Here is a 14,765-nt window from a genome sequence, read left to right as displayed (position 1 = left end):
CATCACCCGCCACGCCGCCGCCAGGCCGACCAAGATATGCATCACCACGAAGTCCCGGGAACGAATGAATGACCCGATTCCGTTGTGACCTAGGCGTGACCAACGCGTACGGCCTAGGCTCGACGCATGGTAGATCGAGTTCTTGTAACACTCGACGGCGCGGTTCGGGATGCGGACGCGCCGTTGCTGTTTGCCGACGACATCGGTGTGCTGCGCGGTGACGGCGTCTTCGAGACGGTACTGGTGCGTAGCGGTAAAGCGTGTGCGATCGAACATCACCTAGGCCGGCTACGGCACTCGGCGCAGGCGCTCGACCTACCCGAGCCGGATCTGGAGGCCTGGCGCGAGGCTGTCGAGACGGCCGCCAAGGAGTGGGGCAGTGACCGCGAGGGCCTGTTGCGCCTCGTGCTGACCCGCGGCCGCGACAGCGAGCTGGCCAGTGTCAAGGACAGCGTCACCACGGGCGCTCTCGCGGCCGCCGTGCCGGTGCCGACCGCCTATGTCTCGGTGGTGCCGGTCGGGGAGCGGGTGGCGCGGGCTCGGGCCGAGGGCATCAAGGTGGTGTCGCTGGCCCGGGGGATCTCGATCGATCTCGCCCAGGCCGCGCCGTGGCAGCTGCTGGGCGCGAAAACCCTGTCGTACGCGACGAATATGGCGGCGTTGCGTTTCGCCCAGCGCATGGGCGCCGACGACGTGATCTTCACCAGCACCGAGAACCGGGTGCTGGAGGGGCCGCGCTCGACGGTGGTGATCGCCCGCGACAAGCAACTGCTCACGCCGCCTGCCAAAAACGGTGTGCTGCCAGGGGTGACGCAGCGCGCGCTGTTCGCCGAGGCGGAGCGGGCGGGCTGGGAGTGCACCTACAAGTCCTTGTTCACCGCGGATTTGCTGACCTGCGACAGCATTTGGCTGCTGTCCAGTGTCACGCTGGCGGCCCGGGTGAATTCGCTTGACGGACTGCGCATGTCGGCCCCGGACAATGCCGCCGAGATCATCGAACTGGTCGATCGTGGCATCGAGAAGGCGGGGTCTGTTCAGGACTGGTGACCAGATGCCGGCAGTTCGCTGGCGTGTCGTGTCGCAGAGCACGTTGAACCGGACATCTTCCAGCGTATCGTTTACTACGACATGTCGTAGATCGGCAGGGAGGTCGGATGGATGTCGTAGACGTCGCGCGCTGGCAGTTCGGAATCACCACCGTTTATCACTTCATCTTCGTACCGCTCACGATCGGCCTGGCGCCCCTCGTCGCGGGTATGCAGACGGCGTGGGTGGTGACGGGCAAAGAGCACTGGAAGCGACTCACCAAGTTCTTCGGCAAGCTGTTCCTGATCAACTTCGCTCTCGGCGTCGCCACGGGCATCGTGCAGGAATTCCAATTCGGCATGGGCTGGAGCGAATACTCCCGCTTCGTCGGCGATGTATTCGGCGCACCGCTGGCGATGGAGGCGCTGGTCGCCTTCTTCCTGGAGTCGACCTTCCTGGGCCTGTGGATCTTCGGCTGGGACCGGCTGCCGAAAAAGGTGCACCTGGCCTGCATCTGGCTGGTCGCGATCGGCGTGAACGCCTCCGCGTACTTCATCGTCGCGGCCAACTCGTTCATGCAGCATCCGGTCGGCGCGCGCTACAACCCCGAGACCGGACGCGCTGAGCTGCACAGCATCTGGGAAGTCATCACCAATGTGACTACCCTGGCGGCCTTCCCGCACGTCATCGCCGGCGCCCTGCTGACCTCGGCGACCTTCGTCGCCGGTATCGCGGGCTGGTGGATGGTCCGCACGGTACGCAAGGGCGGCGCCGACGTGGACGACGCGCGCACCATGTGGCGGCCCGCGGCCCGCCTGGGCCTGTGGATCATTCCGATCGCCTGCATCGCGCTGATCTACACCGGCGACGTACAGGGCAAGCTGATGTTCGAGCAGCAGCCGATGAAGATGGCCTCGGCGGAATCGCTGTGCCACACCGCAACCGACCCGCAGTTCTCCGTGCTCACCGTCGGCACGCACAACAACTGCGACAGCGTCGACCACCTCATCGAGGTGCCCTACGTGCTGCCGTGGCTGGCCGAGGGCAAGTTCACCGGCGTGACGCTGGAAGGCGTCAAGGATCTCCAAGCGTCCTACAGCGAGAAATTCGGTCCCGGCGACTATCGCCCCAACCTGTTCGTCACCTACTGGTCCTTCCGCGCCATGATCACCTGGATGGCGGGCTCGATCCTGTTGGCGCTGGCCGGATTCTGGTTCACCCGCCGCGGCCGGGTGCCGGATCAGAAGTGGTACGGCTGGCTGTCGCTGCTGGCCATCGCCACCCCCTTCCTCGGCAACAGCGCGGGCTGGGTCTTCACCGAGATGGGCCGCCAGCCCTGGGTGGTCGCGCCCAACCCCACCGGCGACCCGAACATCCGAATGACGGTGCAGCAGGGCGTCTCCGGTGTCTCCGCGGGCACCATCCTGACCTCGCTGATCGTCTTCACCCTGCTCTACGGCATCCTCGCGGTCGCATGGTTCTACCTGCAGCGGCGCTACGTGCTGGCCGGTCCGGAACCGGCCGCGGCCGAATCCTCGGACGGCGCCTCCGAACCCGTCGAGAAGCTTTCCTTCGCCTACTAGGAGACCCGGATGACTCTGCAAGTGTTCTGGTTTCTGCTGGTCGCCGTGCTCTTCATCGGCTATTTCGTGCTGGAGGGCTTCGACTACGGCGTCGGCATGCTCATGCCGATCATCGGGCGCAAATCCGAGGTGAAGCGCCGCGTCGTGCTCAATACGATCGGGCCGGTCTGGGACGGCAACGAAGTGTGGCTGCTCACCGCGGGCGGCGCCATGTTCGCCGCCTTCCCGGAGTGGTACGCGAGCCTGTTCTCCGGGTTCTACCTCGCGCTACTGCTGATTCTGGTCGGGCTGATCACCCGGGCCTGCGCCATCGAATGGCGCAGCAAGATCCACGACGACCGGTGGCGGCGCTGGTGTGACATCGGTATCGGGCTCGGCTCCTGGATTCCCGCGCTGGCCTGGGGCCTGGCGTTCGCCAATATCGTGCGCGGCGTCCAGCTCAACCAGAAGCGGCAGATCGAAGGCAACCTGCTCGATCTGCTCAGCCCCTACGCGCTGCTCGGCGGGCTGACCACGCTGCTGCTGTTCCTGCTGCACGGCGCGATCTTCCTGTGCCTCAAGACCGCCGGTGAGGTGCGTACCGACGCGGAGGCCGTGGTGCGGCGGCTCTTCGTTCCCACCGCGGTCGTGGTGGCGGCCTTCGGGATCTGGACGCAGCTGTCCTACGGTGTCGGCTGGACCTGGATACCGTTGGCGCTGGCCGTGGTCGGGCTCGCCCTGACCGGCCTGGCACACAGCGGGGGGCGGGACGGCTGGGCCTTCACCGGCACGGCGCTCACCATCCTGTCGGCCACAGTCCTGCTGTTCGGCTCGCTGTTCCCCGACGTGCTGCCCTCGAACATCGACCCGTCGTTCAGCCTCACCGTCGACGGCCGGGACGGCACGGTCAGTGCTTCGTCCACGCACTACACGCTGGTGGTGATGAGCTGGGTGGCCGCGGTCATGGTGCCGGTGGTGCTGGTCTACCAGGCGTGGACCTACTGGGTGTTCCGCAAGCGACTCACCATGGAGCAGATCCCCGATCCGATCGGGCTGCTGCCGGAGAAAGCGCGGCACTGAGTCATGGCCCGACCGGTCGATCCGCGCCTCTGGCGGCACGCCCGCTCCACCCGCGGGTATCTCGCGGTGAGCGTGGCGCTGTCACTGATGACCACCGGGTGCATCGTGGTCGCCGCGCTGGCGCTGGCGCGGGTGCTGGCCGGTGTGATCACCGATCCGGCGCGACGCGATATCGCCTCGTGGACAACCGAATTGGTGGTCATAGGGATGGTCGTCGCGGGCCGGGTCACCGCCACGTGGTGGCAGTCCCGGCTCGCGCACCGGGCCGGAGCTCGCGTGGTGGCGGAACTGGAGTCGGCCGTGGTCGCGGCCGGCGCTCAGCTGCCGCCACGCGAATTGGAGTCGCGCCGTACCGAATTGGCGGTGGTGGCGGGCTCCGGATTGGAAGGGCTGCGCGGCTATCTCGCCGGTTACCTGCCCGCACTGCTACTTTCGGTGGCGGTGCCGCCGATCGTGCTGAGCGTCATTGCCTTTCACGATCTGGTATCCGGCGGCATCATCCTGGTGACCCTGCCACTCATCCCGATCTTCATGGTCCTGATCGGACTGCTCACCCAGGGCAAGTCCGCCGACACTCTGGCCGCCACCACCCGGCTGTCGGATCAGCTGCTCGACCTGTTCGCCGGAATGCCCACGCTGCGGGCACTGGGCCGCGAAACCGGCCGGGGGCAAGCGGACCCGGGTGCGGCGGGCATGGCCGGGCGGGTCCACGACCTCGGCGCCGCGCTGCACAAGCGCACCATGTCGGCACTGCGCATCGCGTTCCTGTCCTCGATGGTGCTGGAAATGCTGGCCACCCTGTGCGTCGCCCTGGTGGCCGTATCCATCGGCATGCGCCTGGTTTTCGGCAATATGGAGCTCTACGCCGGACTGGTCGCGCTGATCCTCGCCCCCGAGGTCTACCTGCCACTGCGCATGGTGGGAGAGCGGTTCCATGCCGCCCAGGACGGTATGGCCGCCGCCGACAAGGCCTTCGCGGTCTTGGACCCGGCGTCGACCCGTACGGAGCCGGTCCCCTCGATCGGGAATGCGTCGGCGTCGGTGCGGTCGGGGACCGAGTCGGCCCAGGGCGACGCAGCCGTGTCGCGGTCGGCGGCGCGAGAATCCCGGGCAGCGGCGGAAGGAGATGCGCGGACATTCGGGGGCGCCGTCGCGCGCTCGAGAGCGCGCCGGGATGACCGACGGTGCGTCGAGATTCGCGATCTCGGTGTGCGGGCGCGCGACGGGATGGCCCCCGCCGACCTGTCGGCCGTGTGCCGACCCGGTCGGGTGACCGTGCTGACCGGTCGTAACGGGAGCGGGAAGTCGACCGCGGTGCAGGCGATCCTCGGCCTGATCACGCCGGACAGTGGTGCGGTGACCGTCGACGGCGTCGACGTGCGCGATATGACCCCCGAGGACTGGTGGGCGGCGGTGGCGTGGCTGCCGCAGCGGCCGGTGCTCATACCCGGCACCCTGCGGGACAACCTCGAGCTGCTCGGCGCCGGAACCCTGGATGGCCTCGAAACCGCGTGCTGTGCAACCGGATTCGACACCGTCCTGAACGAACTCCCGGATCGCTGGGACACCGTGGTCGGCGCGGGCGGCACCGGTTTGTCGCTCGGTCAACGCCAGCGGCTCGCCCTCACTCGCGTCTTGGCCACCGACCGGCCCGTCCTGCTGCTCGACGAACCGACCGCTCACCTGGACCCCGCCGGCGAAGCCACCGTCCTGTCCGCCCTGCGTGCCCGCGCCCGGCAGGGCGCCACCGTCATAGTCATCGCCCACCGCCCGACCATCCTGTCCGCCGCCGACCATATCGTCACCGTCCGCGCGGTTACCGAGGCCGAGGAGGTGCCTGCCCGATGATCCCGACACCCGAAGGGCACGTCCGGCCGCCCGCTGCCCTGCGAAAGACGCCTCCGGGCAATGCCGGTACCGGTCTGCTCGGTGATATCCGGCAGATGTGGCGGTTACTCGCGCTGTCGCCGGGGCGGATGGTGATCTCCATCGGGTGGGGTGTGCTGGCGCTCGGCAGCGGACTCGGACTGGCCGCCCTGGCCGCGTGGCTGATCGCCCGCGCGTGGGAAATGCCGCCGGTATTGGATCTGACGATTGCCGTGGTAACCGTTCGGGCGCTGGGTATCTCGCGCGGCCTGTGCCGCTACCTGGAACGACTGGCCACCCACGACGTCGCACTGCGCGCCATGGACACCGCGCGGACCAGCACCTACCGTGCCTTGGCCGCCGCCGATATCTGGAGGTTGCGGCGTGTGCCGCCGAGCTGGGCGACCGGCGAATCGGTACCGGAAAGGCCGGCACCCCTGGACGATTCGGCGCAGTTGCGGCGAGGTGAGTTGCTCGGCCGGGTGCTGGGCGACATCGATGACCTCGGGGCCGTGGTGGTGCGGGCGTTCGTTCCGATCGCGGTCGCGGTGGTGCTGTCGCTGTTCGCGATCGGCCTGCTACTGCCGATCTCGGTTCCGGCCGCGCTGATTCTGGCGGCGGCGCTCGCCCTGTCTGGCATTGTGGCGCCGTGGCTTTCGGCCCGGGCGGCCCGGGAAGCGGAGCTGGCGGTGCGGGCGGATCGAACCGAATTCACGGCGGCCGCGCTCACCGTGCTGGACCACGCGCCGGAACTGCGGGTGGCGGGACGGTTGGATGCGGCGCTGGCCGCCGCCGATGCGGCCGGGCAGCGGGCGGTGGCCGCCGAGGACCGCGCGGCGTCACGCAGCGCGTGGGCCGCGGCAGCGACCCCGCTCTCCGTCGGTGTGACCGTGCTGGGCGCGCTGCTGATCGGAATTGCGCTGTACGGAGCGGGTTCCGGTGCGCCCACGGCCGGATTCCAGACCGTCGTGCCCGGCGGAATCTCGCCGATGGCGTTCGCCGTGCTCGTGCTGGTGCCGCTGTCGGCTTTCGAAGCCGTCGGCATGCTGCCCGCCGCCGCGCAGGCGCTCACCAACGGGCGCGCTGCCCTGCGCCGGATCGACGGGCTCCGAGGAAGCGAATCCGCCGCACCTCGAATGGGTCTGCCGGAAATGCCGAGTGGGCGGCGGATCGCGGTGATCGGCCCCAGCGGTGCGGGCAAGACCACGCTGCTGATGCACTGGGCGGGCCTGTTCGACACCCCGCGGCCCGGCGTCACCTTCTTCGCCGAGGACGCGCACCTGTTCGGCACCACGGTGCTGGAGAACCTGCGGGTGGCGCGCGGCGATGTCACCGAGGCGGAAGCGGAGAAGGCGCTGCGTGCGGTAGGTCTGGGTGATTGGCTCGAGTATCTGCCGGACGGTCTGGACACCGATCTGGTCGGCGGCGCGGCCGCGGTCTCGGGCGGTCAGCGCCGCCGCCTGCTGCTGGCTCGCGCTCTGCTCGCCCCGGCGCACACCCTGCTGCTCGACGAGCCCACCGAACACGTGGAAGCCGAAGCGGGCGAACAGCTCCTGCGTGACCTGCTCGACCCGGCGTCCGGCCTGGTCGAGCCCGAGCGCACGGTGGTGGTCGTCACCCATCAGCTCCCGGCCGACCATACGGCCGACGTGGTCGTGCACGTCGACGCCGCGGGCACGGTCAGCGGTATTTCAGCAGCTGGAACAGCCCTTTAGCGGGCTTGTGCACCTGGTCGGGAAAGGTCTCGACGAGTTTCCACACGCACCCGTTGATGGTTTTGGGATGCCAGCTCGGATCCGCTTCAGCCAACCGCGCGTTCAGCTCGGACCACTGCAATCCGGCCGGATTCTCCTCGAGTAACCGCAGCGCCTCGGCGTTGATCCGCCCGGTGATCGTGGCAGGCTTGTCCGCACTCATCGATCCATCGTATTGCCGCAGGTCAGTGCCGGTGAATTAATTCCGTTGCCCGGTGGGTCGCAGTCCACTAACTTCATCGGTACACAAGGAAGGAGGTGGTTCGAAAGATGTATTTCCAACGGACGCGTGAGGTGGCTGTCCACTAGCGCCACCGCTGTCGGTGGATTTCCCCGCGCGAGCGCCGGTGAATCCAAGGCAGCCACCCGACCCCCGAGTCACCGGTCCAGTCCGACCGGGACCGCGCCGGAGCAATCCGGACGGTATGGCTCGGGGGTCGTCCCGTTTCTCAGCCGATATAGCGCTGGAGGCGAGCCGACAGCCGCGGCTCCAGCGGGCCGTCCGCGACCACCCGCTCCTCGACATAGGCCAGATCGCCGCCCTCGACGATGCCGTAGAGCCGCTTGGCGCCGCCGACCACGATCCCGGACTGCGAGCGAATGACCACATCGGTGGCCAGCTCCCAGGACGACTGGGTCAGGGCGGTGCCGTAGAAGAGTTCGACGATGCCGCTGGAATGGGTCAGCAGCAGTTCGATGACCTCGTCGTCGCCGTCGATGCCGACCCGCCAGAACCCGCTCTCACGCAGGTCGGGCCCGGCGTAGGCGCCTTCGCTGTCGAGGACCCAGGAGCGTGACTCCCAGGCCAGATAGTCGCCGCCGTCGTGCGAGACCACGATCTGCTGACCGAAGCGGTAGTCGCCGCGCTCGGGATCGTTGCCCTCGCCCTCACCGCGCCACACACCGACCATGGGTAGCAGGGCCAGCATGGACGAGCTCAGGTCGGGGCCGAGACGCAGATTGGCCGTGTCCTCGGGCAGCGGCAGATCCGGCAGGACCGGAATATTGCGTCCGCCGGTGGATTTGGCGCGCTCGGCCGCATCGGCTACCGCCTGATCGCCGCTGAGGCGCGCGCCGGCCGCGTCAGCGGGCTGACCATTGCCGTTCATGTGTTGACTCGCTCGCTCGGCCGGATCGGAACCTTCGCTCGCGAGCTCGCTCATGACTCGGTGAACAGCCGATAGGCGACGTACCCGGCGAACCAGGTGATCAGCACGGTGCAGAGGACCAGCAGAACTTCGAAGAAGAGGACCACCCCTGGAGTCTAACGACTCCGCGCCCCGGGCAAAGCAACGGCCCCGGAGGTTCGAAACCTCCGGGGCCGCAAGCCTTGGAACGGATCGCCTAGCGCGCGACGGCGACTTCCACCTCGTGGATGCCGGTGCCCTCGGGACGGACCTCCGCCGAGCCGTTACCGGCCGAGGAGAGCGCCCGCACGGTCCACGCGCCCGGAGCCGCGAAGAACCGGAAGTCACCGGTGCCGGAGGCGACGACCTCGGCGGTGAAGTCACCGTTGCCGTCGAGCAGGCGCACGAACGCGCCGCCCACCGGCTGGCCGTCGGTGCTCAGGACGCGGCCGGTGATGACCGTTTCCTTCTCCACGTCGACGCCCGCGGGAATGGCCTGACCCTGGGTAGGTGCTGCACACATATTGATTACGCTCCCAACTCGATCGGTGCACCGACGAGGGAGCCGTACTCGGTCCAGCTCCCGTCGTAGTTCTTGACATTGCTGTGGCCCAGCAGCTCCTGCAGCACGAACCAGGTGTGCGAGGAACGCTCGCCGATCCGGCAGTAGGCGATGGTTTCCTTCTCGCCGTCCAGGCCGGCTTCCTTGTAGAGCTCCGCGAGGTCGGCGTCGGACTTGAAGGTGCCGTCCTCGTTGGCCGCCTTGCTCCACGGCACGTTGATGGCGCCGGGGATGTGGCCGGGACGCTGGCTCTGCTCCTGCGGCAGGTGCGCGGGCGCCAGGATCTTGCCGGAGAACTCGTCGGGGCTGCGCACGTCGACCAGGTTCTTGGTGCCGATGGCGGCGATGACCTCGTCGCGGAAGGCGCGGATCGACAGGTCGGGGGCGGCGGCCTTGTAGCTGGTGGCCGGGCGGTTCACCGCGTCACGGGAGAGCGGGCGACCGTCGAGCTCCCACTTCTTGCGACCGCCGTCGAGCAGCTTGACGTCGTTGTGGCCGTAGAGCTTGAAGTACCAGTACGCGTAGGCGGCGAACCAGTTGTTGTTGCCGCCGTACAGCACGACGGTGTCGTCGTTGCCGATGCCGCGCGCGGAGAGCAGGTCGGAGAACTGCTCCTGGTTCACGAAGTCGCGGCGGATCTGGTCCTGCAGGTCCTGCTTCCAGTCGAGGCGCACGGCGCCCTCGATGTGGCCACCCTCGTAGGCGGAGGTGTCCTCGTCGACCTCGACGAAGACGACGCCGGGGGTGTCGAGGTTCTCTTCGGCCCAGTCAACGGAGACCAGGACATCGGAGCGAGCCATGTTGTTCCTTTCGAGAATTGCGCTATGCGATGGTCAGTTCGGTGCCGGGGTCACACGGGGATGGTCGGTGGCGGAGCCGCCGGGGTGGGTAAGGCCAGTGATCCGGCGGAGACGGGTTACCAGGGGGTAGATCTGGCAGCCCAGGCAGATCCCGAAGGCCGCGTTCAGGAACGCGGCGAACAGGGCGAAGCCGACGAACAACCCGCCGACCACGGTGGAGCCGGCCAGGAAACCCAGCAGGCCGACGGCACTGAAGACCAGGCCGAGTAATTGGGCGAACCGCAGCGGCGCTGCCGGTTCGGTTTCGGTTACCGGACCGACGCGGGGCGCGATGAGCGCGGCGTAGATCCGGCCGTAGGGGGAGCGGCGCGGGCCCTGGAGGGCGCCGAGCGCGAAGACGATCGCCTGCGCGCCGAGCAGAACCGCGGCGGCCGCGGGTGCGGCGGCCGCGGGTGCGGCGGCCGCGGGTGCGGCGGCCGCGAGCACCAGTACCAGGACGAGCACGGTGCTGGTGAGCCACGCGGCGAATCGCGGGCCACGCACGTCGACGCTGTCGAGGGGTATGGCTGGACGGAGGTCAGTGGGCATTGGAAGTACTCCTGCGCTGAATATGTCTGATTAGCGGGGACGTTGCCGAATAGCCGGGTGATCGGAAATCACGCACGCGGCGGAGACAACAGGTCGGCGTCAGGAAAGGGGACGGGCCGACCGATCAGGCACACAGGCAGCAACAACCACCGAGGCGACACAGGTCCACTGTGCGGCGTCGGGTGAGCATCAGCTCGTGGTTGGTTTGCACGGAAGCGAGTTTACCCGGTTCGGCCGGAGAATTGGACCCGGGGTTCGTCACACTTGTCCGAGTGTGGGCGGATGGCCGGTTTTCCCGTGGCCGGGCGCTCGTCTTTCCGCTGGAAAAGCGCAGTGCCGCAAAATCTTCCGGTCAGGTCGTGAGCGGCGCGAGCGCGGTGCGCAGATCCGTGGCCTTGGGCACACCCGAGATGCGGAACCGCTCCTTGCCTTCCGCGTCGAAGAGGAACGTGGTCGGCAGCGACAGCACGTTCAGCTCGCGCGCCAGACCGGCTGCGGCATCGATATCGACCTCCAGGTCCTGCGGTGGACGCGGAGTGTCGGCCAGTTCGCCGGTGACGGTGGCGACCACTCGGCGCACCGCCGCGCACGGCCCGCACCAGTCGGCCGAGAAATGCAGCACCAGCGGGCCGGCGCCGGTGAAGCCCTCGGCGGCGAGTAGCGTCGCCCGATCCGCCGCCACCGGCGTCTCGGTCTGCCGCACCGCGCCCTGGCGCCGTCGCCACACCAGCCCGACCGCGAGCGCCGCCGCGAGCACGACGAGCACGATTGTGATTTCGATCATGGCGTCTGCAATCGGTCCAGATCGATCACCACGTTCTCCTCCTCGCCTTCCACGACGATCTGGCCGCCCAGCGCGTACACCCGTTTCGGGGTCATGCCGAAGGGCAGTTCCTTGGTGTTGATGGTGTGGGTGAACCGTTCCAGCACCATGGTCTGGTCGTTCTCGGAGATGCGCGCTGCCGGGTTCGGATCCGAGCTCTTCTCGACATAGAAACCGGTGGCCACGATCTTCACCTGATCGCCGTCGAGCAGCAGATCGGCCTTCACCTTCACACTCTGGCCGCCGAGTGGCTTGCCGTAGACATCGCTGAGCGCGAAGTTCTCCGGCAGCGTGCCGGTAAGTACCAGCGCGCCCGCGGTCGTCATGCCCGAACCACCCGAGCCGCCGGTGCCGTCGGATTTGTCCGCCGGACGCGAATGCACCTGTAGATCAGGGATTTTGAACAGGCGACCGAGCTCGATCGGCTCGACCCGCATGGTGGCGGTCACCCGGTCCACCGCGACATGGCGCACGTTACCGTCGGCGAGATCGCGGAACGGAAGATGCGCGTCCCGCAGGTTCGCCTCGACTGAAATCTCGCCTGGAATGTCAGGGCGCATATACCGCGCCTTGATCCACACGTTCTCGTAGGCGCCGTCCATCGCCTGGCCCAGAAACGGGAAGCCGTGAATCGTCACCTCGGGGTCGGCGGTCAGGTCCGCACCGATGCGCAACGCCCGGGACACGCGGTACTCCGAGTAGGCGGCCGCGGTGAAGTCGACAACCACGGCCAGCCCCGCGAGGACCAGCAGCCCGATGATCAGCTTGCGCATGACAGAAACCCTATCCGGCGGCGCGTCGTCGGCCGGAACGGTGTCATTGCTGGCATAACGGTCACCCGCTGCACGTGGTCTCGACGGTTCACGCGCTAATCTTGCATCCGATCACCTGCGATCAGCGACGTAACCACCAGCAGTGTTGCTGATGACTTGCGTGGCTACGGCTATGAGAGATGGGAGGAGGGCTTGTGGAGCTGCTCCTGCTGACCTCCGACCCCAACCCGGAGTCCGTGCTGCCCTCCCTGGCGCTGCTCGCGCACACCGTGCGCCCGGCGCCGACCGAGGTGGCCTCACTACTGGAGGCGGGCACGGCCGATGTGGCGCTGGTCGACGCCCGGACGGATCTGGCCGCCGCGCGCGGCCTGTGCCGCCTGCTGGGTAGCACCGGTTCGTCGGTGCCCGTGGTCGCCGTGCTGACCGAGGGCGGGCTGGTGGCGGTGAACGCCGACTGGGGTCTGGACGACATCTTGCTTCCCGGTACCGGCCCGGCCGAACTCGACGCCCGCCTGCGGCTGCTGGTGGGCCGCAACGGCGGCGTGGCGAGTCCGGAGAACACCGGCAAGATCACCCTGGGTGAGCTGGTGATCGACGAGGGCACCTACACCGCACGGCTGCGCGGTCGCCCACTCGATCTGACCTACAAGGAATTCGAGCTGCTCAAGTATCTCGCGCAGCACGCGGGCCGGGTGTTCACCCGCGCGCAGCTGTTGCAGGAGGTCTGGGGCTACGACTTCTTCGGCGGTACCCGCACCGTCGACGTGCACGTGCGGCGCCTGCGCGCCAAGCTCGGCAGCGAATACGAATCGCTGATCGGCACCGTGCGCAATGTCGGCTACAAGGCGGTGCGCCCGTCGCGCACGGCGAACAAGGGTGAACCCGTGTTCCCGGACGAGGACGCCGAGGACGAGTCGCCGCGGACTCCAGTGCAGAACTCCTCGCAGTAGCTCGGAATGCCGCGGGTCGGCGCGGCGCTTGTAGCGGGTGCGCACCCGCGCGAATGTCGAAAGGGTCGGCCATGAGTGGTGCGGAATTGCGGTGGGTCGAGCAGTTGCCCGAGGACAGTGCCCAGCAGGTGCACGACGTGCTCGCGCGGGCGACCACCGATGACGGTGTCGCGCCGGTTTCCGAGCAGGTGGTGCTGTCGCTGACCTCCGAGACACCCGCCCGGCATCTGCTCGCGTTGCGCGAGCAGACAGTGGTCGGTTACGCCAATCTGGTGGCGGCGCACGACGAGCATCCGGCGATGGCCGAGGTGGCGGTCGATCCACGTTTCCGGGGGCAGCGCATCGGCACCGATCTGGTGTCGGCCGCGCTGGCCGCGGGCGGCCCGGGCGCCCGGGTCTGGGCGCACGGTGACCGGCCGGCGGCCAAGGCCGTCGCGGCCCGGCTCGGCCTGCGCACCGCGCGCGAACTCTGGCAGATGCGACGCGATCTGGCTACACCGGAGTTACCGGTGCTGGCGGTACCGGACGATATCCTCCTGCGCACCTACGCCGGCCCTGCCGACGATGCGGAATTGCTCCGGGTGAACGGTGCCGCGTTCGCCTGGCATCCGGAGCAGGGCGCCTGGACCGAACGCGACCTCGACCAGCGCCGCCATTCCGCTTGGTTCGATCCGAACGGCCTGTTTATCGCGGTGGATCCGCTGGACCCCGCGCGTATTCTCGGTTTCCACTGGACCAAGGTGCACCTCGACGAGCACCCGCCGGTCGGCGAGGTCTACGTCGTCGGTGTCGACCCGGCCGCCCAGGGGCGCGGCCTGGGCCGCCTGCTCACCCTCGCGGGCTTGCACTACCTGCGTGAACGCGGGCTCGGCGACGTTCTGCTCTACACCGAGGCGGACAACACCGCGGCCGTGAACACCTACACGAAACTCGGTTTCGCGCCCGCGCACATCGACCTCGCCTACGCCGCCCCCGTGCTCGATTAGCGCTGTCGCACCTCGCACCGCCATGATGAAGGCGATAGCGATCGAGGGGGACGAACAGCGTGACCGACCAGCAGCCGTGGCAGTCGTATCCGGCCCCGCCGCCCCATGGGCAGCAGTACCCGGGATACGGCCCTCCGCCGCCCAATCGCACGAATACCGCGCTGATCGTTGCCGTCGTTCTGGTGATCGTGGTCGTGCTGGGTGTCGGGATCGCCGCGGTGGTGCTCAGCCGCGGCCCCGCACCGGCCGAGGCCGCAGCGGCGACCAGCACCGCGTCCGGCACCTCCACCACGGTCCCGCCGTCCCCGCCCGCCACGATCACCGTGCCGGAATTCGGCGTCGCCTACGACCTGCCCGCGGGCTGGTCCGCTGACACCGGTCCCGCCACCCACACCGGGTCGCTCGGGACGCTCGTCGCGCTGGGCCGCGCGGCCGAAGGCCCGCGATACTGCCCGGGTTCGGCGTTCCGGGCACTGAGCTTCCTGGTCGCGCCGGACGTCACCGATCTGTCCGAAGCCGCGAAGTTCGTCACCGTGACCGCGTCCGAGAGCGCCTACTCCGAGGTGCCCGGGCGACTCCTCGGAGCGCCCAGGAGCATGACCACCCAGTCCGGCATCAGCGGCCGTTTCTCGCCGAACTACGGGTTCTGGACACCGACGCCCACCGGTTGCGACACGAAGACGTTCTCGGTCTTCAGCTTCGCGTTCCGCGGGCCGACCGGCGCGACGCTGGTGCTGTGTCTCGCGGCCGACGGCGGTACACACAAAGCGCTGACCGACGCCGCCGCGGAACGGATCATCGCCACTGTTCGCGCGTTGTGACGGCCCCTCCAGTAACACTGCGGCTAATGTCACATCGGTCCAGCGTA

At 68.3% G+C, this 14,765-nt stretch carries 15 protein-coding genes; 8 read left to right on the top strand and 7 right to left on the bottom strand.

Annotated elements, in window-relative coordinates; all coding sequences use genetic code 11:
- Nucleotides 1-126 precede the first annotated feature (126 nt).
- From ACFVMC_RS03295 to ACFVMC_RS03275, 5 genes are all read left to right on the top strand, one after another.
- Entirely contained in the window at nucleotides 127-1,047 is a 921-nt protein-coding gene (locus tag ACFVMC_RS03295; RefSeq protein WP_379206422.1) for an aminodeoxychorismate lyase, read from the top strand.
- A 107-nt stretch (nucleotides 1,048-1,154) separates the two neighbouring features.
- The gene (locus ACFVMC_RS03290) at nucleotides 1,155-2,609 is read left to right on the top strand and encodes a cytochrome ubiquinol oxidase subunit I (protein ID WP_379206420.1); all 1,455 of its coding nucleotides are present in this window, start codon (nucleotides 1,155-1,157) and stop codon (nucleotides 2,607-2,609) included.
- A 9-nt stretch (nucleotides 2,610-2,618) separates the two neighbouring features.
- Entirely contained in the window at nucleotides 2,619-3,668 is a 1,050-nt protein-coding gene (gene cydB, locus ACFVMC_RS03285) for a cytochrome d ubiquinol oxidase subunit II (protein ID WP_379206419.1), read from the top strand.
- A gap of 3 nt (nucleotides 3,669-3,671) precedes the next feature.
- Nucleotides 3,672-5,516, top strand: coding sequence for a thiol reductant ABC exporter subunit CydD (gene cydD / locus ACFVMC_RS03280; protein ID WP_379206417.1), 1,845 nt, complete (start codon nucleotides 3,672-3,674; stop codon nucleotides 5,514-5,516).
- Between the two features lie 95 nt (nucleotides 5,517-5,611).
- Nucleotides 5,612-7,249 carry an ATP-binding cassette domain-containing protein gene (locus tag ACFVMC_RS03275; RefSeq protein ID WP_379207784.1) on the top strand — a complete coding sequence of 546 codons (1,638 nt, stop codon included), beginning with the start codon at nucleotides 5,612-5,614 and terminating at the stop codon, nucleotides 7,247-7,249.
- Here the strand turns inward: ACFVMC_RS03275 and ACFVMC_RS03270 are convergent.
- From ACFVMC_RS03270 to ACFVMC_RS03240, 7 genes are all read right to left on the bottom strand, one after another.
- Nucleotides 7,215-7,451, bottom strand: a complete 237-nt coding sequence (locus ACFVMC_RS03270) for a hypothetical protein (RefSeq protein WP_379206415.1) — start codon at nucleotides 7,449-7,451, stop codon at nucleotides 7,215-7,217. The genes ACFVMC_RS03275 and ACFVMC_RS03270 overlap by 35 nt on opposite strands.
- A 286-nt stretch (nucleotides 7,452-7,737) precedes the next feature.
- Entirely contained in the window at nucleotides 7,738-8,451 is a 714-nt protein-coding gene (locus ACFVMC_RS03265) for an FABP family protein (protein ID WP_379206414.1), read from the bottom strand.
- 181 nt (nucleotides 8,452-8,632) lie between these two features.
- The gene (locus ACFVMC_RS03260; RefSeq protein WP_194817162.1) at nucleotides 8,633-8,938 is read right to left on the bottom strand and encodes a DUF1416 domain-containing protein; all 306 of its coding nucleotides are present in this window, start codon (nucleotides 8,936-8,938) and stop codon (nucleotides 8,633-8,635) included.
- 5 nt (nucleotides 8,939-8,943) lie between these two features.
- Nucleotides 8,944-9,777: a sulfurtransferase gene (locus ACFVMC_RS03255; protein ID WP_379206412.1), complete on the bottom strand. Its 834-nt coding sequence runs from the start codon at nucleotides 9,775-9,777 to the stop codon at nucleotides 8,944-8,946.
- Nucleotides 9,778-9,810: 33 nt separating this feature from the next.
- A complete protein-coding gene (locus tag ACFVMC_RS03250) occupies nucleotides 9,811-10,365 on the bottom strand; it encodes a DUF4395 domain-containing protein (RefSeq protein WP_379206410.1) in 555 nt (184 codons plus the stop codon).
- Nucleotides 10,366-10,717: 352 nt separating this feature from the next.
- Nucleotides 10,718-11,149, bottom strand: coding sequence for a thioredoxin family protein (locus tag ACFVMC_RS03245; protein ID WP_379206408.1), 432 nt, complete (start codon nucleotides 11,147-11,149; stop codon nucleotides 10,718-10,720).
- Nucleotides 11,146-11,961 (bottom strand): LmeA family phospholipid-binding protein, encoded by an 816-nt coding sequence (locus ACFVMC_RS03240; protein WP_379206406.1) that lies wholly within the window; start codon nucleotides 11,959-11,961, stop codon nucleotides 11,146-11,148. Before ACFVMC_RS03240 ends, ACFVMC_RS03245 begins: the two co-directional genes overlap by 4 nt.
- Nucleotides 11,962-12,155: 194 nt before the next feature.
- Between ACFVMC_RS03240 and ACFVMC_RS03235 the strand changes: the two genes are divergently transcribed.
- The 3 genes from ACFVMC_RS03235 (at nucleotide 12,156) to ACFVMC_RS03225 (ending at nucleotide 14,718) form a co-directional block, all read left to right on the top strand.
- On the top strand, nucleotides 12,156-12,911 hold the full coding sequence (locus tag ACFVMC_RS03235) for a winged-helix domain-containing protein (protein ID WP_379206405.1): 756 nt from the start codon (nucleotides 12,156-12,158) through the stop codon (nucleotides 12,909-12,911).
- 71 nt (nucleotides 12,912-12,982) lie between these two features.
- Nucleotides 12,983-13,897: a mycothiol synthase gene (mshD, locus tag ACFVMC_RS03230; protein ID WP_379206403.1), complete on the top strand. Its 915-nt coding sequence runs from the start codon at nucleotides 12,983-12,985 to the stop codon at nucleotides 13,895-13,897.
- A 59-nt stretch (nucleotides 13,898-13,956) separates the two neighbouring features.
- The gene (locus ACFVMC_RS03225; RefSeq protein WP_379206401.1) at nucleotides 13,957-14,718 is read left to right on the top strand and encodes a hypothetical protein; all 762 of its coding nucleotides are present in this window, start codon (nucleotides 13,957-13,959) and stop codon (nucleotides 14,716-14,718) included.
- The last annotated feature ends 47 nt before the right edge of the window (nucleotides 14,719-14,765 follow it).

This window comes from Nocardia sp. NPDC127579 (genome assembly GCF_042672005.1).
Taxonomy (GTDB): domain Bacteria; phylum Actinomycetota; class Actinomycetes; order Mycobacteriales; family Mycobacteriaceae; genus Nocardia.
Note: the sequence above shows the minus strand (reverse complement) of the source record. Positions and strands in the feature narration are given on the sequence as shown.

What these genes read in the sequence shown, in the direction of transcription:
- cydD (WP_379206417.1), top strand. Translation starts at nt 3,672, where the DNA reads ATGGCCCGACCGGTCGATCCGCGCCTCTGGCGGCACGCCCGCTCCACC.
- ACFVMC_RS03245 (WP_379206408.1), bottom strand. Translation starts at nt 11,149, where the DNA reads ATGATCGAAATCACAATCGTGCTCGTCGTGCTCGCGGCGGCGCTCGCG.
- ACFVMC_RS03295 (WP_379206422.1), top strand. Translation starts at nt 127, where the DNA reads ATGGTAGATCGAGTTCTTGTAACACTCGACGGCGCGGTTCGGGATGCG.
- ACFVMC_RS03255 (WP_379206412.1), bottom strand. Translation starts at nt 9,777, where the DNA reads ATGGCTCGCTCCGATGTCCTGGTCTCCGTTGACTGGGCCGAAGAGAAC.
- ACFVMC_RS03275 (WP_379207784.1), top strand. Translation starts at nt 5,612, where the DNA reads ATGTGGCGGTTACTCGCGCTGTCGCCGGGGCGGATGGTGATCTCCATC.
- cydB (WP_379206419.1), top strand. Translation starts at nt 2,619, where the DNA reads ATGACTCTGCAAGTGTTCTGGTTTCTGCTGGTCGCCGTGCTCTTCATC.
- ACFVMC_RS03290 (WP_379206420.1), top strand. Translation starts at nt 1,155, where the DNA reads ATGGATGTCGTAGACGTCGCGCGCTGGCAGTTCGGAATCACCACCGTT.
- ACFVMC_RS03260 (WP_194817162.1), bottom strand. Translation starts at nt 8,938, where the DNA reads ATGTGTGCAGCACCTACCCAGGGTCAGGCCATTCCCGCGGGCGTCGAC.
- mshD (WP_379206403.1), top strand. Translation starts at nt 12,983, where the DNA reads ATGAGTGGTGCGGAATTGCGGTGGGTCGAGCAGTTGCCCGAGGACAGT.
- ACFVMC_RS03240 (WP_379206406.1), bottom strand. Translation starts at nt 11,961, where the DNA reads ATGCGCAAGCTGATCATCGGGCTGCTGGTCCTCGCGGGGCTGGCCGTG.
- ACFVMC_RS03270 (WP_379206415.1), bottom strand. Translation starts at nt 7,451, where the DNA reads ATGAGTGCGGACAAGCCTGCCACGATCACCGGGCGGATCAACGCCGAG.
- ACFVMC_RS03265 (WP_379206414.1), bottom strand. Translation starts at nt 8,451, where the DNA reads ATGAGCGAGCTCGCGAGCGAAGGTTCCGATCCGGCCGAGCGAGCGAGT.
- ACFVMC_RS03250 (WP_379206410.1), bottom strand. Translation starts at nt 10,365, where the DNA reads ATGCCCACTGACCTCCGTCCAGCCATACCCCTCGACAGCGTCGACGTG.